The 18,605-nt window shown below is 58.9% G+C and carries 25 protein-coding genes; 13 read left to right on the forward strand and 12 right to left on the reverse strand.

All coding sequences use genetic code 11. From position 1 onward, the window contains the following. Positions 1-243 precede the first annotated feature (243 nt). Together ACR0B5_RS01215 and ACR0B5_RS01220 are read right to left on the reverse strand one after the other, a co-directional pair. Positions 244-381, reverse strand: a complete 138-nt coding sequence (locus tag ACR0B5_RS01215; RefSeq protein ID WP_170374868.1) for an entericidin A/B family lipoprotein — start codon at positions 379-381, stop codon at positions 244-246. Between the two features lie 120 nt (positions 382-501). Then, the gene (locus tag ACR0B5_RS01220) at positions 502-846 is read right to left on the reverse strand and encodes an ArsR/SmtB family transcription factor (RefSeq protein ID WP_480537859.1); all 345 of its coding nucleotides are present in this window, start codon (positions 844-846) and stop codon (positions 502-504) included. A 325-nt stretch (positions 847-1,171) separates the two neighbouring features. On the opposite strand from ACR0B5_RS01220, the gene ACR0B5_RS01225 reads away from it, so the two are divergent. The 6 genes from ACR0B5_RS01225 to ACR0B5_RS01250 all read left to right on the forward strand — a co-directional run bounded on the left by ACR0B5_RS01225 (position 1,172) and on the right by ACR0B5_RS01250 (position 5,030). Then, positions 1,172-1,804, forward strand: coding sequence for an ATP-dependent Clp protease proteolytic subunit (locus ACR0B5_RS01225; RefSeq protein WP_170468115.1), 633 nt, complete (start codon positions 1,172-1,174; stop codon positions 1,802-1,804). A 133-nt stretch (positions 1,805-1,937) separates the two neighbouring features. Continuing rightward, positions 1,938-3,206, forward strand: a complete 1,269-nt coding sequence (gene clpX, locus ACR0B5_RS01230; RefSeq protein ID WP_170374874.1) for an ATP-dependent Clp protease ATP-binding subunit ClpX — start codon at positions 1,938-1,940, stop codon at positions 3,204-3,206. A 164-nt stretch (positions 3,207-3,370) separates the two neighbouring features. Next, positions 3,371-3,736 (forward strand): RidA family protein, encoded by a 366-nt coding sequence (locus tag ACR0B5_RS01235; protein ID WP_480537862.1) that lies wholly within the window; start codon positions 3,371-3,373, stop codon positions 3,734-3,736. A 79-nt stretch (positions 3,737-3,815) separates the two neighbouring features. Then, on the forward strand, positions 3,816-4,199 hold the full coding sequence (locus tag ACR0B5_RS01240; protein WP_480537864.1) for an NADH:ubiquinone oxidoreductase subunit NDUFA12: 384 nt from the start codon (positions 3,816-3,818) through the stop codon (positions 4,197-4,199). Positions 4,200-4,212: 13 nt separating this feature from the next. Beyond that, positions 4,213-4,665 (forward strand): outer membrane lipid asymmetry maintenance protein MlaD, encoded by a 453-nt coding sequence (gene mlaD / locus ACR0B5_RS01245; RefSeq protein WP_170468107.1) that lies wholly within the window; start codon positions 4,213-4,215, stop codon positions 4,663-4,665. Beyond that, positions 4,662-5,030 (forward strand): DUF2155 domain-containing protein, encoded by a 369-nt coding sequence (locus tag ACR0B5_RS01250; RefSeq protein WP_480537866.1) that lies wholly within the window; start codon positions 4,662-4,664, stop codon positions 5,028-5,030. The genes mlaD and ACR0B5_RS01250 overlap by 4 nt, the downstream gene beginning before the upstream one ends. On the opposite strand, the gene aat is transcribed toward ACR0B5_RS01250, so the two are convergent. From aat to ACR0B5_RS01270, 4 genes are all read right to left on the reverse strand, one after another. Next, a complete protein-coding gene (aat, locus tag ACR0B5_RS01255) occupies positions 4,985-5,617 on the reverse strand; it encodes a leucyl/phenylalanyl-tRNA--protein transferase (RefSeq protein WP_480537868.1) in 633 nt (210 codons plus the stop codon). The genes ACR0B5_RS01250 and aat overlap by 46 nt on opposite strands. Positions 5,618-5,665: 48 nt before the next feature. Beyond that, positions 5,666-7,015 carry an acetyl-CoA carboxylase biotin carboxylase subunit gene (accC, locus tag ACR0B5_RS01260; protein ID WP_170460778.1) on the reverse strand — a complete coding sequence of 450 codons (1,350 nt, stop codon included), beginning with the start codon at positions 7,013-7,015 and terminating at the stop codon, positions 5,666-5,668. Between the two features lie 9 nt (positions 7,016-7,024). Next, positions 7,025-7,528: an acetyl-CoA carboxylase biotin carboxyl carrier protein gene (accB, locus tag ACR0B5_RS01265; RefSeq protein WP_480537870.1), complete on the reverse strand. Its 504-nt coding sequence runs from the start codon at positions 7,526-7,528 to the stop codon at positions 7,025-7,027. 151 nt (positions 7,529-7,679) lie between these two features. Then, the gene (locus ACR0B5_RS01270) at positions 7,680-8,216 is read right to left on the reverse strand and encodes a LuxR C-terminal-related transcriptional regulator (RefSeq protein WP_170460784.1); all 537 of its coding nucleotides are present in this window, start codon (positions 8,214-8,216) and stop codon (positions 7,680-7,682) included. Positions 8,217-8,405: 189 nt separating this feature from the next. On the opposite strand from ACR0B5_RS01270, the gene ACR0B5_RS01275 reads away from it, so the two are divergent. From ACR0B5_RS01275 to ACR0B5_RS01295, 5 genes are all read left to right on the forward strand, one after another. After that, entirely contained in the window at positions 8,406-9,698 is a 1,293-nt protein-coding gene (locus tag ACR0B5_RS01275; protein WP_480537872.1) for a helix-turn-helix domain-containing protein, read from the forward strand. A gap of 77 nt (positions 9,699-9,775) precedes the next feature. Next, on the forward strand, positions 9,776-10,156 hold the full coding sequence (locus ACR0B5_RS01280) for a response regulator transcription factor (RefSeq protein ID WP_480537874.1): 381 nt from the start codon (positions 9,776-9,778) through the stop codon (positions 10,154-10,156). After that, positions 10,153-10,461 carry a hypothetical protein gene (locus tag ACR0B5_RS01285; protein WP_480537876.1) on the forward strand — a complete coding sequence of 103 codons (309 nt, stop codon included), beginning with the start codon at positions 10,153-10,155 and terminating at the stop codon, positions 10,459-10,461. The genes ACR0B5_RS01280 and ACR0B5_RS01285 overlap by 4 nt, the downstream gene beginning before the upstream one ends. After that, a complete protein-coding gene (locus ACR0B5_RS01290) occupies positions 10,461-13,139 on the forward strand; it encodes an ATP-binding protein (RefSeq protein WP_480537877.1) in 2,679 nt (892 codons plus the stop codon). Before ACR0B5_RS01285 ends, ACR0B5_RS01290 begins: the two co-directional genes overlap by 1 nt. 76 nt (positions 13,140-13,215) lie before the next feature. Continuing rightward, the gene (locus tag ACR0B5_RS01295) at positions 13,216-14,310 is read left to right on the forward strand and encodes a FliM/FliN family flagellar motor C-terminal domain-containing protein (RefSeq protein ID WP_480537879.1); all 1,095 of its coding nucleotides are present in this window, start codon (positions 13,216-13,218) and stop codon (positions 14,308-14,310) included. 1 nt (position 14,311) lies between these two features. Here ACR0B5_RS01295 and ACR0B5_RS01300 read toward each other — a convergent pair whose 3' ends face one another. The 4 genes from ACR0B5_RS01300 to ACR0B5_RS01315 are packed head-to-tail and all read right to left on the reverse strand — an operon-like array spanning position 14,312 to position 16,497. Continuing rightward, the gene (locus ACR0B5_RS01300; RefSeq protein ID WP_480537881.1) at positions 14,312-14,743 is read right to left on the reverse strand and encodes a protein tyrosine phosphatase family protein; all 432 of its coding nucleotides are present in this window, start codon (positions 14,741-14,743) and stop codon (positions 14,312-14,314) included. Between the two features lie 9 nt (positions 14,744-14,752). Continuing rightward, positions 14,753-15,184, reverse strand: coding sequence for a DUF6691 family protein (locus tag ACR0B5_RS01305; protein WP_480537883.1), 432 nt, complete (start codon positions 15,182-15,184; stop codon positions 14,753-14,755). Continuing rightward, on the reverse strand, positions 15,184-15,603 hold the full coding sequence (locus ACR0B5_RS01310) for a YeeE/YedE family protein (RefSeq protein ID WP_480537885.1): 420 nt from the start codon (positions 15,601-15,603) through the stop codon (positions 15,184-15,186). Before ACR0B5_RS01310 ends, ACR0B5_RS01305 begins: the two co-directional genes overlap by 1 nt. Before the next feature lie 30 nt (positions 15,604-15,633). Then, positions 15,634-16,497: an MBL fold metallo-hydrolase gene (locus ACR0B5_RS01315; protein ID WP_480537887.1), complete on the reverse strand. Its 864-nt coding sequence runs from the start codon at positions 16,495-16,497 to the stop codon at positions 15,634-15,636. Positions 16,498-16,732: 235 nt separating this feature from the next. Between ACR0B5_RS01315 and ACR0B5_RS01320 the strand changes: the two genes are divergently transcribed. Next, entirely contained in the window at positions 16,733-16,948 is a 216-nt protein-coding gene (locus tag ACR0B5_RS01320) for a hypothetical protein (protein ID WP_170468079.1), read from the forward strand. Positions 16,949-16,957: 9 nt separating this feature from the next. On the opposite strand, the gene ACR0B5_RS01325 is transcribed toward ACR0B5_RS01320, so the two are convergent. Then, positions 16,958-17,176, reverse strand: coding sequence for a hypothetical protein (locus tag ACR0B5_RS01325; protein WP_170468076.1), 219 nt, complete (start codon positions 17,174-17,176; stop codon positions 16,958-16,960). A gap of 164 nt (positions 17,177-17,340) precedes the next feature. Between ACR0B5_RS01325 and ACR0B5_RS01330 the strand changes: the two genes are divergently transcribed. Further along, on the forward strand, positions 17,341-17,607 hold the full coding sequence (locus ACR0B5_RS01330; protein ID WP_170374913.1) for a DUF2312 domain-containing protein: 267 nt from the start codon (positions 17,341-17,343) through the stop codon (positions 17,605-17,607). A gap of 16 nt (positions 17,608-17,623) precedes the next feature. Here ACR0B5_RS01330 and ACR0B5_RS01335 read toward each other — a convergent pair whose 3' ends face one another. Beyond that, the gene (locus tag ACR0B5_RS01335) at positions 17,624-18,499 is read right to left on the reverse strand and encodes a hypothetical protein (protein WP_480537889.1); all 876 of its coding nucleotides are present in this window, start codon (positions 18,497-18,499) and stop codon (positions 17,624-17,626) included. Positions 18,500-18,605: the final 106 nt, after the last annotated feature.

Here is an 18,605-nt window from a genome sequence, read left to right on the forward strand (position 1 = left end):
GCATGCAAAGACCGCGTCTGCGCACCTGACGCCTTTTCCCTCGCTGGCTTCATGCAGGCTTCCACCCACCCCTCGTCAGAATGGGAACGGGGCTCTTTCGCATGTGCAAAAGAGCCCCGTGTTAACGTCAGATGATGCAATGCCGCGTCTATGCACCTGTCCTTGCATAATAGCCAGTTCAGCCTACCACATCAACAACATATTGCGTGCGTCATCCTGCGATCCGCAAGATGAAGGCGTAAATCAGAGGTTTTCCTGCACGTCCGAGGCTGCGTTTTGGATCGCATCGCCCGCTTTTTCGATGTCTTTGCCCGCGCCTTTGGCGGTTTCGCAGGCGGTCAATGCAAATAGGCTCAGGCCAATCAGAATTGCGCGGATCATGTTTTTCTCCTTCATGCTCGATCAGGCCTTCGGTAGCAGTATCTTACTGAGGAGGCTAGCACTTTTGCGGTTTTCCGGAGGTCGCGCTGCGTCTACGCCTGCGGCCTGCCGGGCAAACTATTAGTGCCCTGTGTTTTCGCTGCAGAACAGCTCATAGACGGTTTCCAGCATCCGACGGGGCTTGTCATCGGCCAGTCGGTAATAGATCGCTTTGCCGTCGCGGCGGGGCGTCACCAGCCCCTCCAGCCGCAAGCGCGACAATTGCTGCGACACGGCGGCCTGGCGTGCGGACAACAGGGTCTCAAGCTCGGTAACAGATTTCTCGCCCGACGCCAGATGGCACAGGATCATAAGACGCCCTTCGTGGCTAATTGCCTTCAGAAAATTCGCCGCCCTAGCCGCGTTTTCGACCATGTGGTCAAGCTCTGCTGAAGGGATGTCCTGGGTTACTTGGGGGAGTGCCATCTAAACTTCGTTCCTTACTATCCCGCTGTGGGTGGAGCCAGCCATATACTGCTTTCCGGATAAGTACATCCAATTTACTTGTTTTGCACTTTTACGCCCATATGCATGCATCAAAATACTGTGATCAGAGAAGCGGTGAACAAAAAAGCGCCGTTTTCGGCCCCTGTGAGGTGGGACCTGAAGACAAGGGCCGCCGTATCTTGCGAACAGTTTGCAAGGTCGTTCTTACCGGCCCCCCCTTGCAGCCCCCCAGTGGCAACACTAAGACTCGGGTAACTCTTGTTGGGATAATGTCCCAATCCATAGCAAAGCAGGCAGGTTCCGAATGTTCGATCCAGTAGATACCTATATGAATACGCTCGTGCCCATGGTCGTTGAGCAGACCAGCCGGGGGGAGCGCGCCTATGACATTTTCTCGCGCCTGCTCAAAGAGCGGATCATCTTCATCAACGGTCCGATTCACGACGGGATGAGCCATTTGATCGTCGCGCAGTTGCTGCATCTTGAGGCGGAAAACCCGAACAAGGAAATCTCGATCTACATCAACTCGCCCGGCGGCGTGGTGACCAGCGGTTTGTCGATTTACGACACAATGCAGTACATCAAGCCTAAATGTTCCACATTGGTCATCGGTCAGGCGGCCTCAATGGGCTCGGTCCTGCTGGCCGGCGGTGAGACAGGTATGCGCTTTTCGCTGCCCAACAGCCGTATCATGGTTCACCAGCCCAGCGGCGGATATCAGGGTCAGGCCAGCGATATCATGATCCATGCCGCTGAGACACAGAAGCTGAAAGATCGCTTGTATGACATCTACGTACGTCACACCGGTCAGACCAAGAAGTCCGTTGAAAAGGCTCTGGATCGTGACAATTTCATGAGTCCCGAAGAGGCCAAGGATTGGGGCCACATCGACGAGATCGTCGAAAACCGTGCCAAGATGGATACGGAAGAGGCCTAAGAAACGCGTCCCGCGTGCCAAGTGCGGGCCCATTTTGAGATTGTAGCCGCCAGAGCGCTGGCCTAAGCTGCACGAACATGCGCAAGCGCGCCCCAAAGGTAAGGGCGCAGAGACGAAGCCCGAAAGGTAGATCATGGCGACGAATTCAGGCGGTGACGGCAAAAACACGCTCTACTGCAGCTTTTGTGGAAAAAGCCAGCATGAGGTGCGCAAGCTGATCGCAGGCCCGACCGTTTTCATCTGTGATGAATGCGTCGAGCTGTGCATGGACATCATTCGCGAGGAAACAAAGGCCAGCGGTCTGAAATCCTCGGACGGGGTGCCGACACCCAAGGATATCTGTGAGGTTCTGGACGATTACGTAATCGGTCAGGCCACAGCCAAGCGGGTTCTGTCGGTTGCGGTCCACAACCACTACAAACGTTTGAACCACGCCCAGAAAGCGGGCAGCGATATTGAACTGGCCAAGTCGAACATCTTGCTGATCGGCCCGACCGGTTGCGGTAAGACGCTGCTGGCCCAGACGCTTGCGCGTATTCTGGATGTGCCGTTCACCATGGCCGACGCGACGACACTGACCGAAGCTGGCTATGTGGGCGAGGATGTTGAGAACATCATCCTGAAGCTGCTTCAGGCCAGTGAATACAATGTTGAACGCGCACAGCGTGGCATCGTCTATATTGACGAGGTCGACAAGATCACGCGCAAGTCCGAAAACCCATCGATCACCCGTGACGTCTCGGGTGAGGGTGTGCAGCAGGCGCTGCTGAAACTGATGGAAGGCACCGTCGCCTCGGTTCCGCCTCAGGGTGGCCGCAAGCATCCGCAGCAGGAGTTCCTGCAGGTGGACACCACTAATATCCTGTTCATCTGTGGTGGCGCCTTTGCCGGTCTGGATAGGATCATCGCGCAGCGCGGCAAAGGCTCGGCAATGGGCTTTGGCGCTGACGTCCGCGACAATGACGAGCGTGGCGTTGGTGAGATTTTCCAGGATCTCGAGCCGGAAGATCTGCTGAAATTCGGGTTGATCCCGGAATTCGTCGGTCGTCTGCCGGTTCTGGCGACGCTAGAGGATCTGGATGAGGACGCGCTGGTCACCATCCTGACCAAACCCAAGAACGCTCTGGTCAAACAATACCAGCGTTTGTTTGAGCTGGAAGATGCTGAACTTTCCTTTACTGATGAGGCGCTGAAGTCGATCGCGAAGAAAGCAATCGAGCGCAAAACCGGCGCTCGGGGGCTGCGTTCGATCCTCGAAGATATCCTGCTGGATACGATGTTCGAACTTCCGGGCCTCAAGAACGTGACCGAAGTGGTTGTAAACGAAGAGGCCGTGACCTCTGACTCGCAGCCATTGATCATCTATGCGGATGCCGTGCCGGAGTCGGCGTCAGCTGGTTAAGGAGAAAGGGGGCGCTGCCCCCGCCGCCTTTCAGGCGCCTCCCCCGAGGTATTTCCAGCCAGATGAACAGGGGATCCCTTACTTCATCTGGCCATAAACATCCCGGAGCGCGAGGCAGAGCCTCGCGAAATCTCATAACATTCAAATTCTCGGAGAAATGAGCCGTGTCCGCCATCAAGCGTATCTCTTCAGGTGGTGAATTCGAGGGCAAGGTCGGTTATTGCCGCGCCGTGGTGGCCGGAGGGTGGGTTCACGTTTCCGGCACTGTTGGAAAGGGTGAGAGCGTTGTAGATCAATGCAGATCAGCTCTGGACGTCATCGGGAAAGCCTTGGATGAGGCGGGCGCAGGTTTCTCCGATGTTGTACGCGTGACCTACATGCTGCCCGACCGGACCGAGTTCGAGCCGTGCTGGCCGGTGTTATCCGAGGTTTTCGGAGCCAATCCACCGGCTGCGACGATGATTGAATGCGGTCTGATCAACCCCAAATACCGGATCGAGATCGAAGTGACCGCTTTATTGCCGCAGTGACGCAGTCACGCGGCGGGTACTGGACCTTGGCGCGCCTTTGGGTCATACCTTCTCGGGACCGAATTGCCGGAGGCGGATCATGGGCATCCTTAACACTCTTTTACGGGCCGTAACCTGGTGGAACGGGGCAACCTTGAACACGCAGATTTTTACTGCGCGTAAAGGTGTTAAAGTTGGCGAGGACAATGAAGGCAACGTCTTCTATAGAACCGCCGATGACAGCAAACGCTGGGTAATTTTCAATGGTGAGGCTGAAGCCAGCAGGGTTGATCCAGATTGGCATGGTTGGCTTCACCGCACCTGGGATGAGCCGCCGACAGACAAACCGTTGGCGCACAAGGCCTGGGAAAAACCGCATCAGGAGAACCTGACAGGCACCGCGCTTGCCTACACCCCTGCGGGGTCCTTGCGCCGGGTTGAGCCTGTTGAGCGTAAGGATTACGAGGCCTGGAGCCCAGAATAAGACGAGGCGAGCAATGTCGACCCACAACTGGACCGAAGTATTTGTCGGCGGTGCCGTCTTGGCCTGCGCCGTCGCGTTTGGTGTATATGCCAGCCAATCCACCGGCCTGTCACAAGGCAGTGCCGGATATGAGCTGGGCGCGTCCTTCCGGTCGCTGGAAGGGGTCAATGTCGGAACCGATGTGCGCCTTGCGGGCGTCAAAATCGGGACCGTCACCGACGTGACCCTGAATCCCGAGACTTACCGCGCTGATACGACATTTTCGGTCGCGGATGGTGTTCTCGTGCCCGATGACAGTGCCATCGTGATTTCGTCCGAGGGGCTGTTGGGGGGCAATTTTGTTGAGGTGATGCCGGGCGGTTCTCCGTTCTATTTTGAGCCGGGTGATCAGATCGAAGATACACAGGGCGCGGTCAGCCTGATCTCGTTGCTGGTGAAGTTCGTAGCCGGAGACGGCAGCGAATGATGCGCGCTCTGGCATTTGCGTTGGCGCTGGCCGCGACATCCGCGACGGCGCAGCAAACGGTTCAGTCCGGACCCGGCGCGATGTTGCGCGGCTTGGATAAGGTCAACGGTCAGACCGTGGATGTAGAGCTGCAGGCTGGTCAAACACAGTCGATCTTTGGTCTGGATGTCGCCTTGGGGGATTGCCGCTATCCCGTCGATAACCCAACAGGGGATGCGTTTGCCTTCCTGACCATATGGGAACAGGGCAAGGCGGAGCAGTTGTTCGACGGCTGGATGATCGCGACCTCTCCGGCACTGAATGCCTTAGATCATTCGCGCTACGACGTTTGGGTGATCCGCTGTATCACCCCATCGGCGGACTGAGGCACCTCAGCCGCAAAGTCGGCGCTATCGCCAATCGCTTCTTCCAGCGCTTTTCTGTACTCGCTGCGGGGGATTTCGATTGCACCAAGTGTGGCCAGATGGGCGGTCAGAAATTGAGTATCGAACAGCTGAAAACCAGTCTGTCGCAGGCGGTCCACCAGATAAGCCAGCGCGATTTTCGAGGCATCGGTGCGACGTGAGAACATGCTCTCGCCAAAGAACGCAGCGCCCAGAGCTACTCCGAAAACGCCTCCGACAAGCTGGTCATCTTCCCATACTTCCAGAGAATGCGCTTGGCCTGCGTTGTACACCTGTCGATACAGGTCGCGCAGCTCGGCGTTGATCCAAGTGTCCGTACGATCGGCACACCCGTCGACGACGCCTTCGAAATCCTGATTGATCGAGATGGTAAAGCCGCATCTCCGTATCCGCCGTGCAAGGCTGCGCGAGATGTGGAAACCGTCCAGTGGGAAAACCCCGCGGAATTTGGGGTCGACCCAGAACAGGTCCGGGTCATCGCGATGCTCGGCCATCGGGAAAATGCCGATCGAATAGCCGTGCAGCAAAAGTTCTGGTGACAGGCTCATGAGAAGCATCCAAGGGCCGGGCGGCGCATGCCAACCGGCCCTGTGGGGTTAGTCGGCCATATTCTCCGCAAGCCAATGCTCCAGCCAGTGGATATTGTAGTCACCGCTATGGATGTCCGGCTCCTGCAACAGCGCGTGGAACAGAGGCACTGTGGTGTCGATGCCGTCTACGATCAGCTCTCCCAAAGCGCGTTCTAGGCGGGCCAGAGCCTCAGCCCGGTCACGGCCCTGAACGATCAGCTTGGCAATCAGCGAGTCGTAATAAGGCGGGATCGAGTAGCCATCGTAAAGCGCCGAATCCATCCGCACTCCCAAACCGCCAGGCGCGTGATACGCGCTGATCTTGCCGGGGCAGGGCGAGAAGTTGGGCAGTTTTTCTGCGTTGATCCGAACCTCGATGGCGTGGCCATTGATCTCAAGGTCATCCTGTCCGAACGACATCGGCAAGCCTGAGGCCACGCGGATTTGTTCGCGCACCAGATCGACGCCGAAGATGCCCTCGGTCACCGGGTGTTCCACCTGCAGGCGGGTGTTCATCTCGATGAAGTAGAACTCGCCTTTTTCGTACAGGAACTCGATGGTGCCCGCGCCGATATAGTTGATCTTGGCCACCGCGTCGGCGCAGATCTTGCCGATCTTGGCGCGTTCTTCGGGGGTGATGCAAGGGCCTGGGGCCTCTTCGAACACCTTCTGGTGACGACGCTGAAGCGAGCAGTCGCGCTCACCCAGATGGACAGCGTTGCCTTTGCCGTCGCCGAAGACCTGAATCTCGATATGGCGCGGTGTGGTCAGGTATTTCTCGATATAGACCTCATCATTGCCAAAGGCTGCTTTGCCCTCGGCACGTGCGGTCATGAAGGCGCTTTCCATCTCATCCGCGCTCATCGCGACTTTCATGCCGCGCCCGCCGCCACCCGCAGTGGCTTTGATGATGACAGGATAGCCGAATTCCTCACCGATACGCTTGGCGTCTTCCAGCGTTGGAACGCCACCGTCGGAGCCGGGAACACATGGCACACCCAGTGCTTTCATCGTGTCTTTGGCGGTGATCTTGTCGCCCATCACGCGGATATGTTCGGCGGTGGGGCCGATGAAGGTGATGTCGTGGTCTTCGACGATCTGCACAAACTCGGCATTCTCGGATAGGAAGCCATAGCCGGGATGGATCGCCTGCGCGCCGGTGATCTCACAGGCTGAGATGATGGCGGGGACGGACAGATAGCTTTGCGGGCTGGGCGGGGGGCCGATGCAGACCGATTCGTCCGCCATGCGCACATGCATCGCGTCGCTGTCGGCGGTGGAGTGGACGGCGACCGTCTTAATCCCCATCTCGCGCGCGGCGCGGATGACGCGCAGGGCGATCTCGCCTCGGTTGGCAATCAGGATCTTGTCGAACATGGGCCCGCCTTACTCGATGATGACCAGAGGGGTGCCGAATTCCACAGCGTCGCCATCGCCGACCAGAATGCGTTTCACGGTGCCCGATTTGGGCGCGTGGATGTGGTTCATCGTCTTCATCGCTTCGACGATCAGCAGCGTGTCCCCTTCGGAAACAGACGCACCGACCGAAACGAAAGAAGGCGCGCCGGGTTCGGGCTGCATGTAAACCGTGCCGACCATGGGCGAGGTCACGGCGCCGGGATGGCTGGCCGGGTCTTCCACATCTGCGGCCGCGGCTGCGGGGGCTGCTGCAGGGGCCGGTGCGGCAGCGACAGGAGCTGCAGCTGCGGCCGGAACGGCAACCTGAACCGGAGCAGCAACCGCCTGCGTTGCCCGGCTGACGCGCACGTTCAGGCTGTCTTCCTCGCCATATTCGCGTTTGACCTGCAACTCGGTCAGGTCATTTTCGCGCAGCAGTTCGGCCAAGGCTTTGATGAACGCCACATCCGCTTCGTGTTTGGTATCTGTCATGAGTATCCTCGAAGGTTCCCCTTTGGCCCGTCTGTGTTTGCGCGGGCTTCGATCTGATTACGCAGCGTTATAAGCCAAGCGAGCAGCCATGAAAAGCGCCGTTTAAGCCTGAAAACAGGGGGTTTGGGTGGTTTGTGACGGGCGCTTATGCCTACAGCGGCATACCAGAGAGCTTTGCGACCAGTTCCGGCAGTTTGCGGGCACCGAATTTTTCCAGCAGCCGGGCGCGGTAGGCCTCGATCGTGCGGTAGCTCAGACCCAGTTCCATCCCGATTTCTTTGGCAGACAGGCCGCGGCAGGACAGGATCGCTACTTCGCGCTCGCGCACGGTCAGTTCCACCAGCGGGCGCTCCTCCGAGATGTCGGAAAAGCTCCAGATTCCATGGCGAAACGGGTCGTCAGGGGTAAGCGATCGCCCACGTGCGCGGCACCAGAACAGGTCTCCGTTCCTGCGGCGCATCACCCGTTCATCGGTGTAGTAGCCGGTGTCGCGCATCACCTGCAGGCTGCGTTGCCCGATTCTCTCCCAATCCGCGACCGAGGGGTAGAGATGCAGCAAGGGCATGTTGTTGTATTCGGCTTCATCCCCGCCAAAGGTGCGTGCAAATTGAAGATTGCACCGTCGGATGATGCGGTTTTCCAATTCGACAAGGCCGATGGGTGCATATTCAAAAGCTGGATCGCTCATGCCCATATGGTGGCGGTAAATGCAGGAAATGAGAAGGGGCGAAGCGCGTCCGGTGATGCGGTCGAGGACCAGAAGTTGTTAACCTTGTCAATTCATTCTGAAAATTGGTGTGTAACATTCAGAAAATGATAGGATAAACTGAAAACACAGCCAACCAGAGATAGCTAAACGGGACTGAGGACTTTAATCATGCGGGATTTGCTGACCGGTAGCCGGATCCGCGAAAGACGGCAGATCGCGGGTCTGAGGCAGGCAGAGCTTGCGCGTCAGGTGGGGATCTCGGCCTCTTATCTGAACCTGATCGAACACAACCGCCGCCGGATCGGGGGAAAATTGCTGGTCGATATCGCCGGGGCGCTGGCGGTTGAGCCTTCTGTCTTGACGCAAGGGATTGAAGCGACCTTGATATCGGCTTTGCGCGAAGCTGCAGCCGATGCAGTTGGCCAGCAGGCCGAAATTGAAACGCTTGAGGAATTTGCAGGCCGCTTTCCCGGCTGGTCCGGAGTTTTGGCGCAGATGCACCGGCGCGTGGTGTCGCTGGAACGGACGGTTGCAACGCTTTCGGACCGATTGACCCATGACCCGCATCTGGCAGCCTCGATGCACGAAGTTCTGTCGACCGCAGCGGCGATTCGGTCAACCGCAGCGATTCTGGCCGACCCGCAGGATATCGACGCCGAGTGGCAGGATCGGTTCCACCAAAACCTTCATCAGGATGCCGAGCGACTGGCCGACAGCTCAAAGGCGTTGGTGGCATATCTGGACGAAAGCGATGCATCGAAAGACCCGCGTGGCGCACCGCTGGAAGAGGTCGAGGTGTTTCTTGAGGCGCGCGGCTACAGTTTTCCGGAACTCGACGCCGGACAGGGGGCAGAGGTCATTGATCTAGAGGGCCTGAATACCTCGGCTGCACGCAATCTCGCAGAGGAATGGCTTAGGCAGAGTGAGGCTGATGCCAAGGCGATGCCGCTGGATGCCCTAAAAACCACGCTGGCAGATGGTGATCCGAACCCTTTGGAACTGGCGCAGCGATTCTCGGTCGATCTGCCGACAGTGTTCCGACGCCTCGCCAGTCTGCCCGAAGGGGTGTTGAGCCGCCCAGTAGGGCTGGTGATCTGCGACGGCTCGGGCAGTATCCTTTTTCTGAAGCCTGTCCCCGGCCTGTCACTGCCACGCCACGGCGAGGCCTGCCCGCATTGGCCGCTGTTTTCTACGCTGAACCGGCCTCTGGTTCCGATCAGACGGCAGGTCGCGCAGCAGGGGCGTGCTGCTGCAATGTTCGAATGTCATGCTTATGCCTGGCCGCATGGCGTGTCCGGATACGATCAGGAACCCTCATATCGCGCGGCCATGCTGATACTGCCGCTGGTCGAGGCCGAACCGAACCCAGAGGCGACACGAGTCGGACCAAGCTGCCGAATTTGCCCAAGCGGTGATTGCGGTTCTCGTCGCGAGCCGTCGATTCTCAGCGAAGGCTTTTGACAGGTTCCCGAACAACCGCTTAGTCTGGCGATGACTGGTTCCGGGGTGGAGGCCAGTCATCGGGAGGATATACACAAATGAGCCGTAAGGTTCTGCTAATTGAGGATGAGCCCAACATCGCCGAGGCCATCCGGTTTCTGCTGACCCGTGAGGGGTGGCAGGTCGAGACACATGGCGATGGAACGGATGCGCTTCAGGTGATTCAGGGCGCACAGCCCGATCTGGTGATTCTGGACGTGATGCTACCGGGCAAGAGCGGGATGGACATCCTGCGCGATCTGCGTGCCTTGGACGACATGCAGGACTTGCCGGTTCTGATGCTGACCGCTCGCGGGCAGTCCAGAGATCGTGAGATGGCCGAGAATGCGGGCGTCAGCCGCTTCATGACCAAGCCGTTTTCCAACGCCGAGGTGCTGACCGCCGTGCGCGATCTGCATGCGCAGGCGACGCAGTTATGACGTCGCCCGAGGGTCAGGACCGCACGTCGCGCGTTGCGCGGCCCACGTTGTTTCTGGAACGGCAAAGCTATCGCAGACGTAGGTTGGCGGATTCGGCTCGGTTACTGCCATTTCTGGGCGGTGCGCTGCTGGTGTTGCCGCTGCTGTGGCCAGCTGCCGAGTCTGAATCTGGCGGTGCGCCTCTGTCGTCGGCGATTTTCTACATCTTCGCCTGCTGGATCGGTCTGATTCTGGTCAGCCTAATTTTTGGCTTCGTCGCCCGGCGCACCGGCGCGGATGACAACTCTGAGGCGGATGCGGGCTGATGGCAACGCTGAACGTCCTGATTCTGGTCTGTCTGGGCTATGTCGTTCTGCTGTTCGGCGTGGCATTTGCCGCAGACAGAATGGCGGCTGCGGGGAGGGGCAAATGGCTGCGCTCCCCTTTGATCTACACGCTGTCCCTGTCGATCTACTGCACGGCTTGGACCTTTTACGGCGCAGTTGGCAACGCGGCAAGGTCGGGGTTGGAGTTCGTGACAATCTACCTCGGGCCGACGCTTGTGATGATCAGTTGGTGGTGGGGGCTACGCAAACTGGTTCGGGTCGGGCGCAGCCAGCGCGTGACCTCGATCGCGGACCTGTTGTCCTCGCGCTATGGCAAATCGAACACGCTTGCTGTGTGCGTCACGATTTTGGCCGTGATTGGCGGCACGCCTTATATCGCGCTGCAATTGCAGTCGATTACCCTGTCTTTCTCGATCTTTGCCGAGGCCGACCCCTCGGGCCTCTATCGCGAAGGCTCCAGCGTGTTCTGGGTGGCGGCTGGGCTGGCGATGTTTGCGATCCTGTTCGGCACCCGCAATCTGGATGCCAATGAACGCCACCACGGTGTGGTCACAGCCATTGCGGTCGAGTCGGTGGTCAAACTTTTTGCGCTGGTGGCCGTCGGTATCTTCGTGGTCTGGGGCGTTGCCGGTGGCTTTGGCCCGATGATGGAGCGGATCGACGCCTCCGAAATTGGTAAATGGCAAGTGGATGCCGGTCGCTGGACGACCTTTATTTTCCTGTCCGCCGCCGCCTTTGTGTGCTTGCCGCGCATGTTCCAGGTGATGGTGGTTGAGAATGATGACGAAGGCCATCTGCGCACCGCCGCCTGGGCTTTTCCGCTCTACCTTCTTCTGATGAGCTTGTTTGTCGTCCCCATCGCCGTTGTCGGGCTTGATATGCTGCCGGAAGGGTCCAACCCGGATCTGTTCGTTCTTACCGTACCGTTGTCTCAGGGCAAGGACGGTCTGGCGATGCTGTCCTTTATCGGAGGGTTCTCGTCAGCGACCTCGATGGTGATCGTGACGGCAATGGCCCTGTCGACGATGGTGTCGAACCACGTCGTGATGCCGATCTGGCTGAACACGCACGAGCGGGTCGGGTCTGTACCGGGAGACGTGCGCAACATCGTACTGATGGCGCGGCGTATCTCGATCGCTGCGATCATGGCGCTCGGTTATTTCTACTACAGCCTGTCTGGCGGCGGCGCGGCGTTGGCCTCGATCGGGTTGGTGGCCTTTAGCGGTATTTCGCAAATCCTGCCCGCGATGGTCGGCGGATTATTCTGGCGCGGGGCCACCAGAACCGGTGCCCTGGCAGGTTTGACCGTGGGCTTTGTTCTGTGGATCTACACCCTGCTTCTACCCGGAATGGGGGCGGCATGGATGCCCGAGAGTGTGCTGCTGAACGGCCCATTCGGTATTGCATGGCTGCGACCTCAGGCCTTGTTCGGGATCGAAGGTATCGACCCAATGGTGCATTCGGTCATGTGGTCAATTTCCTTGAATGCGATTGTGTTCTGTGTTGCGTCCCTGCTGAGCTTTCCCAGCCCGTTGGAGCGGCTTCAGGGCGCGCAGTTCGTCAATGTCTTTGACCACTCGGTCGCGCCGCGCGGTTGGACCGGGTCGGTTGCGCAAAGCGAAGACCTGATGATCATGACGCAGCGCATTCTGGGCACATCACCCGCCCAGGAACTGTTCCAGCGCGAGGCCGAGCTTCAGGGCGGACGCTCGCCCTTGCCCGAGCCGACGCCCGGATTTTTGGCCCGGCTTGAACGGGAGCTCAGCGGCTCAGTAGGGGCGGCGACGGCACATGCGATGATCGGGCAGATCGTGGGAGGAGCCTCGGTTTCGGTCGAGGACCTCCTGGCAGTCGCCGACGAATCTGCGCAATTGCTGGAATACTCCAGCCAGTTGGAAGAGAAATCTGCCGAACTTAGCCGCACGGCACGACAGTTGCGCGATGCCAACGCCAAGCTTACCCAAATATCCGAGCAGAAGGACAGCTTCCTCAGCCAGGTCAGTCATGAATTGCGCACGCCTATGACCTCGATCCGGGCATTTTCCGAGATCATGCGCGACACCCAGGGGCTGAGCGACGAAGAACAGACCCGCTATGCCGCCATCATTCACGACGAGGCGCTGCGCCTTACGCGTCTGCTGGACGATCTGCTTGACCTCAGCGTTCTTGAGAACGGGCAGGTCAGGCTGAACCTCGGCGACGATACGCTGCGTTCTGTTCTGGATCGGTCGATCTCCAGCGCGCTGGCGGGCACGGATCAGCGGCTCGTTGTGCGGCGTAGTAAGGCATCCGAGCGTATCCCCTTGCAAACTGATCTCGACCGCTTGGGGCAGGTGTTTATCAACCTCATCTCCAACGCGCGGAAATACTGTGATGCCGATGAGCCCGTTTTGACGATCTCGGCGCATGATGTGGGCGGGCAACTGGTTGTGGACTTCATCGACAATGGCAGCGGTGTTCCGCCTGAGGCGCGGTCTATGATTTTTGAGAAATTTGCCCGGGTCGGAGGGGACAAGGCCGGCGGTGCCGGGCTGGGTTTAGCGATTTGCCGCGAGATCATGCACCGTTTGGGCGGCGATATCACATATCTGCCGGGGCAGGGCGGTGCGGCGTTCCGCGTCAGCCTGCCCTTGGCCTACCGGCAGGCCGCGCAATAGTTCGGTTTAAAGAAGTTCGTAACCTCTGCTGGGTTACACCAAGATTCACGACAAGAAATCGGATGGTACCGAAGCCATGGCACACACGGCCGGCGCCGCTTTGGCGCGCAAATTGTCAGTGGGGCAGGGGGATCTGGGGGATCGGCCCCGCTCTATCCTGCGGGCGTTGCGCTTGGGCTTTGCGCGGGCCGCAGGTGAGCGTTTGAACCTTCCGCTGGCTGTTATAGGGGCAAAACAGGCAGATCGGGCGCAGGCCGGGATTGCGGCCACATTGGCCGAGGATTGGTTGTTGTTGAAATTTTCGGGACCCGACGGGATGGCGGCGGCCTGTCTGGATTTGAACTGCGTCTCGGCCATCGTTCAGACCCAAACCATTGGTGAGGTTACACCGGACGCGCCCGCCGAGCGGGGCTTTACGGATACGGACGCCGCCATGGCCGCCCCACTGGTCGAGGATGCGTTGCGCCGTGCCGTCGGTCTGGTCGATGCGGCGGATCACAAGGGGCTGACGGGGTATGAGTATACCTCACGGGCGGCGGATTTGCGCGGCCTGACCTTGTCGCTTGTGGCCGACAGCTACCGCGTTTTTGATCTGACAGTGGAGCTTGCTGGCGGGTTGCGTCAGGGCCAGATCACGATTGTGCTGCCGGATCCGCCCACCCCCGACGAAGCCGCGATCGAGCTGGACATCGATACGGGCCCTCGGCTGGAACAGTCATCAGGCGTCGTCCGGGCCGAACTGAACGCCGTGGTATGTCGCATGAGGTTGCCTTTGGCGCATCTTTCCGCGCTTGAGGTGGGCAGACTGTTGCCTCTGACCGGCGCGCGGTTGGACCGGACTGAGGTTCTGACAATCGAATGCGCCCGCGCCTCGGTCGGGCGTCTGGGGCAGTCGGGCGGGATGCGCGCCGTTCGGCTGAACGAAAACGTACCGCTGCCCTCGCTGGAAGCTTTGGAGTCCGCCGAATTCATAGAAAGCCGACCGGCCAGTGTCCGGGGCGATATGGCTGACACAGACGTAGATATCCTGTCCGACCCTCTCGATCTGGTCGCGAGCCCCTCAGTTGCTGATCCGGTCGACGACGACCAGAGCCTTATTCAACCCGATCGAATGGCTGCAGAAATCTCGCAACTGGCGGGCCTCGATGGCCCGAAGGATGGGGAGGTCTGAGCTAGTCTGACGTGTTGCGCAGTTGATCCAGAGTGGGGCGCAGCTGTTCCAACTGATACCCGGCATTGGTGGTGGCAGTCAGAATCTCATCCGTACTCATCTGATCGCATTGACCCAGAGCCCATACGACCGAGCATCGCGTGCCGGACGCGCAATATGCCAGAACCGGGCCAGAGCAACTTTCGGCCATATCCCTCTGCCGGGCGACGTTTTCGGGCGTCATGGTCTGGTGGGTCAGTTCCAGCACCTCGTATTCCAGCCCGGCTGAGCGGACCGCGTCTCCGATCGCATCCGATTGCATGATCTCGGGAACCTCAGCATTGGGTCGGTTGCAGATAACCTTGACGAAGCCGGCCTCGGCAATGGCGGGCACATCCTCGACAGTGATCTGCGGGGACACGGCGTAGCGGGGGGTTATTGGTCGAATCTCCATGCCAATTGATTAGGCCGCGTTGGCCGCCCTGTCCAGTTGCGCGCGCAGCCCCGGTGCCAGCCGCATCCCTGCCGCCATTGCCACCAGAAAGACGGCGCTGCTGGTCCCGCCATAGGACAGAGCCGCCATGGCTGGGCCGGGGCATAGGCCGACCAATCCCCAGCCCGCGCCAAACAGGACTGAGCCGAGGATCAGCCCTCGGTCAAGTTCGGTCCGTGCAGGGGTGGGAAATGTGCCGCCAGTCAACGGTTGGCGGGTCTTGGTCACGCGCCACGCGACCAACATGGGAAGAATCGCGCCGCCCATGACAAAGGCCAGAGTCGGGTCCCATGCGCCGAAGATATCCAGCCAGCCTTGTACCTTTTGGGTATCCGTCATCCCCGACAGCAATAGCCCCGCACCAAAAAGCGCGCCCGATAGCAAAGCGATCAACAACCGCATCAGATCACCCCCAAACCGTGGCGGAAAAGGGCCAAAACCACCGCTCCGGCACCGATGTAGATAAGGGTCGCAACAATCCCGCGCAGCGAAAACCGAGAGATGCCGCAGACCCCATGGCCCGATGTGCAACCGTTGGCCAAACGCGTGCCAATGCCAACCAGCAGCCCGGCCACGACCAAAAGGCCCAGATTTTCCGTAAGGTGCGTTTCAGGCCGTTCGCTCATAAGTCGGCTCATGATCAGAGGCATACCGATCAGCCCCACGACAAATGCCAGTTTCTCGCGCCTTGCCGGGCCGTCGATTAAACCTCGCAGAATGCCACTGGCCCCCATGATTCGGCCATTGCCAAGCAGGTAAAGCGCAGCGCCGCAGCCGATCAGGATGCCGCCACAAAGGCCCCATATCCAGTCCGGGTTCATTCTATGTCCATCCTATACTGTTGGCGCGGGTCACAGCTTGTTGATCGGCAATTTCAGGAAAACATCGCCCTGTTCGTCGGCCGGGGGCATCTGACCCGCGCGCATATTGACCTGAAGCGACGGCAGAATCAGCTTGGGTTTGGAGAGGGTCGCATCGCGTGCGTCCCGCATTTCCACGAACTCTTCGATGCTGCGACCTTTCCCGATATGGATGTTCAGCGCCTTTTGCTCGCCCACCGTTGTCTCCCACGCATACTCATCCCGGCCCGGGGCCTTGTAGTCGTGCCCCACAAAAATGCGGGTCTCATCGGGCAGAGACAGGATCTTCTGGATCGACTCAAAAAGCACCTCGGATGAGCCGCCCGGGAAATCACATCGTGCGGTGCCGAAATCGGGCATGAACAAGGTGTCGCCGACAAAAGCGGCATCGCCGATCACATAGGTCAGGCAGGCCGGCGTATGACCGGGTGTGTGCAGCACATCGCCTCGCATCTGTCCGATGTGGAAACTGTCGCCCTCGCGGAAGAGGGCATCAAACTGGCTGCCATCGCGCTGGAACTCGGTCCCTTCGTTGAAGATTTTGCCAAAGGTCTCTTGCACCTCGACGATGTGATGTCCGATCCCGATTTTGCCGCCCAGTTCCTGCTGCAGATATGGCGCAGCCGAGAGGTGGTCTGCATGCACATGGCTTTCCAAAATCCACTCGGTCTTGAGGTCATTGTCGCGCACATAAGCGATGATCTGATCGGCAGAGCTTGTCCCCGTCCGGCCCGAGGCATGATCGAAATCCAGAACGCTATCGATAATCGCACAAGCGCGGCTACTGTCTTCGTGGACGACGTACGAGACCGTAAAGGTCTGGTCGTCGAAGAACGCTTTCACTTTTGGCTTCATGGTCTCCTCCACTTAGACGACATATAAGAAAAACAGAATATGATACAAGAGCCAGTTTGGTTTTTGATGTCCGTCAAGGCACGACAGATGAAATTTGCCTAAACTTTAACCCAGACGCGCAGATTTGCCGAACAGGGTATTTTAGCGGGCAATAAACCGCCATCGTTTCCGGTAGCATCTTCGTGTCGTATCCGCGTTACCTATATCGGGGATACTGACAATTGGGAGGATCACAATGACGACAGATAACCTCTATTTCGAAGCGCAAGAGCTAGAGCAAAAACTTCAGAACGCGTGTCTGGATACCCGGTTGGCGCTGCAGCCCAGTTTCAGCAAGATCGTAGATCGCATGCGTCAGCAGGGGATGCATGTTCCGTCGCGCATGCGCCGACTGGATGCGGCCCTGTGCGAGGACGCGATGGAAGCGCGGTTTGACAATTTGCCGATCTGATCGGTCGGGTTATCCCAGCGAAATGCCGAGGATGACCAGCATTAGCCCCATGACCGACAGAAACAACGCCCCAAGGTTCCAGGGCAGAACACCCTGAACAACAGCGCGCAGTTCGTCATCTGAAAGGCCCGCTTTGCGGGCCTTCATTACGCGCAGAATACACCAGATCAGACCGACAAGCCCGGCCACTGACAGGGCGGCGCCGCCCCAGGTGATGATTTCGAACATGGTTGCCTGCCTTTGCTGGTGCCGTGTTTTTGCGCTTAGCGGATCAGGGGCCTGCCGACAAGCCCGCCCATGGGATTGGGTGCTTGCGACCCGGGCACCGGCAATGTATCCGGCACCATGCCCGATGTCTCAGCATCGCAATTCAGCCTCTGGGAGAGACCTACATGGAAGACATGACCGAAGATCAGGCCGCCGCCAACTACCGCGTGACAGCAGGCGAGCTGCGCCAGTTCATCGAACGGATCGAGCGTCTGGATGCCGAAAAGAAAGATCTGGCCGAGCAACAGAAAGAGGTCATGGCCGAAGCGAAAGCGCGCGGTTACGACACCAAGGTCATGCGCAAACTGGTCGCTCTGCGCAAGCGCGACAAGGATGATATCGCCGAAGAAGAGGCGGTTCTCGAAATGTATAAGGAAGCGCTGGGTATGTAATGCAATGCAGCCCGTGTCAGGGCTGCAGCACCCTTACGCCCGGCATGGCGCGTAGTGCCGCGAGATCCTGTTCGTAGATCTCGGAAAACGCGCTGACCACATCGGAATTCCAACCCGAAATCTCAAGCTCTTCTTCGATCTGCGCCGGGTCGGCATGTTCATCAAACAGATGGGTCAGACTATCCCGCAGCATGTCCCGATCCTGCCACGCTATTTGTTCCAACAGTTGCGTTAGTTCTGCACGGCCCGCGTCCGTTAGCACTGAGGCAAGGAACGCGTATTCATGTTGCAGGGCCGCCTTATCGGGTAGTCTTGCAAGCGTTCTGAGGATATCGCCCCAGATAAGCGGAGTGTCCTCATTGGCCCAGAGCGTGATCTGAACGTTCGGAGCCGTTTCCCGCAACTCGTTGATCATGGTCAGCCAGTTCAGGCTGCTCAGGTCGGTGTTCCCTAGAACGGCTTTCCGCCGCTCTTCGGGCAGGGACATCAGCAGTTTCGAGATGAAGCTCGCTGGGTTCACCAGCGCGAAACACAGCTCGATTTGATCCGCCTCTAGAACACGGTCCAGGAACGCAATCCGCTCGGCCGCATTTGGATAAAACTGCCCGTGCAGAATCGCGGTGCGTCTGGGGCCAAAAACCTTGTCGCTCGACAGGACAACGCGATCGCAGGTGTTGCGGTCGGGAAGAACCTCATTCAAGCCCATCAGGACATCTGGCAGAGGCACTCCGGTTGTCATGGAATCTGAGGCGACTTTCACAAACTGCCGCCCCTGCGCGAGGTCCAGAGGGATGACCCGCTGCTGGTTCAGAACCGACGCGTTCGCGATAAGGGTTTCGATCAACCGGTCATTGTCGGAAAAGGCCACGCCTGCGTGGATAACAACCTGCATCTTCGTCCTGTTTTTGCCGGGCTCCTTTCTCCGGTGTTACATCCTGCGCCTTCATCGGTAAATGCCGTAACTGGCAAGCGGCTTGTTGGCTGCTAGGGTCGTTGCG

This window comes from Ruegeria sp. AG1, assembly GCF_056541705.1.

Excerpts from the sequence above, each read along its gene's own strand:
- ACR0B5_RS01215 (WP_170374868.1), bottom strand. The coding sequence starts at position 381 with ATGATCCGCGCAATTCTGATTGGCCTGAGCCTATTTGCATTGACCGCC.
- ACR0B5_RS01220 (WP_480537859.1), bottom strand. The coding sequence starts at position 846 with ATGGCACTCCCCCAAGTAACCCAGGACATCCCTTCAGCAGAGCTTGAC.
- ACR0B5_RS01225 (WP_170468115.1), top strand. The coding sequence starts at position 1,172 with ATGTTCGATCCAGTAGATACCTATATGAATACGCTCGTGCCCATGGTC.
- clpX (WP_170374874.1), top strand. The coding sequence starts at position 1,938 with ATGGCGACGAATTCAGGCGGTGACGGCAAAAACACGCTCTACTGCAGC.
- ACR0B5_RS01240 (WP_480537864.1), top strand. The coding sequence starts at position 3,816 with ATGGGCATCCTTAACACTCTTTTACGGGCCGTAACCTGGTGGAACGGG.
- mlaD (WP_170468107.1), top strand. The coding sequence starts at position 4,213 with ATGTCGACCCACAACTGGACCGAAGTATTTGTCGGCGGTGCCGTCTTG.
- ACR0B5_RS01250 (WP_480537866.1), top strand. The coding sequence starts at position 4,662 with ATGATGCGCGCTCTGGCATTTGCGTTGGCGCTGGCCGCGACATCCGCG.
- aat (WP_480537868.1), bottom strand. The coding sequence starts at position 5,617 with ATGAGCCTGTCACCAGAACTTTTGCTGCACGGCTATTCGATCGGCATT.
- accC (WP_170460778.1), bottom strand. The coding sequence starts at position 7,015 with ATGTTCGACAAGATCCTGATTGCCAACCGAGGCGAGATCGCCCTGCGC.
- accB (WP_480537870.1), bottom strand. The coding sequence starts at position 7,528 with ATGACAGATACCAAACACGAAGCGGATGTGGCGTTCATCAAAGCCTTG.
- ACR0B5_RS01270 (WP_170460784.1), bottom strand. The coding sequence starts at position 8,216 with ATGAGCGATCCAGCTTTTGAATATGCACCCATCGGCCTTGTCGAATTG.
- ACR0B5_RS01275 (WP_480537872.1), top strand. The coding sequence starts at position 8,406 with ATGCGGGATTTGCTGACCGGTAGCCGGATCCGCGAAAGACGGCAGATC.
- ACR0B5_RS01280 (WP_480537874.1), top strand. The coding sequence starts at position 9,776 with ATGAGCCGTAAGGTTCTGCTAATTGAGGATGAGCCCAACATCGCCGAG.
- ACR0B5_RS01285 (WP_480537876.1), top strand. The coding sequence starts at position 10,153 with ATGACGTCGCCCGAGGGTCAGGACCGCACGTCGCGCGTTGCGCGGCCC.
- ACR0B5_RS01290 (WP_480537877.1), top strand. The coding sequence starts at position 10,461 with ATGGCAACGCTGAACGTCCTGATTCTGGTCTGTCTGGGCTATGTCGTT.
- ACR0B5_RS01295 (WP_480537879.1), top strand. The coding sequence starts at position 13,216 with ATGGCACACACGGCCGGCGCCGCTTTGGCGCGCAAATTGTCAGTGGGG.
- ACR0B5_RS01300 (WP_480537881.1), bottom strand. The coding sequence starts at position 14,743 with ATGGAGATTCGACCAATAACCCCCCGCTACGCCGTGTCCCCGCAGATC.
- ACR0B5_RS01305 (WP_480537883.1), bottom strand. The coding sequence starts at position 15,184 with ATGCGGTTGTTGATCGCTTTGCTATCGGGCGCGCTTTTTGGTGCGGGG.
- ACR0B5_RS01310 (WP_480537885.1), bottom strand. The coding sequence starts at position 15,603 with ATGAACCCGGACTGGATATGGGGCCTTTGTGGCGGCATCCTGATCGGC.
- ACR0B5_RS01315 (WP_480537887.1), bottom strand. The coding sequence starts at position 16,497 with ATGAAGCCAAAAGTGAAAGCGTTCTTCGACGACCAGACCTTTACGGTC.
- ACR0B5_RS01320 (WP_170468079.1), top strand. The coding sequence starts at position 16,733 with ATGACGACAGATAACCTCTATTTCGAAGCGCAAGAGCTAGAGCAAAAA.
- ACR0B5_RS01325 (WP_170468076.1), bottom strand. The coding sequence starts at position 17,176 with ATGTTCGAAATCATCACCTGGGGCGGCGCCGCCCTGTCAGTGGCCGGG.
- ACR0B5_RS01330 (WP_170374913.1), top strand. The coding sequence starts at position 17,341 with ATGGAAGACATGACCGAAGATCAGGCCGCCGCCAACTACCGCGTGACA.
- ACR0B5_RS01335 (WP_480537889.1), bottom strand. The coding sequence starts at position 18,499 with ATGCAGGTTGTTATCCACGCAGGCGTGGCCTTTTCCGACAATGACCGG.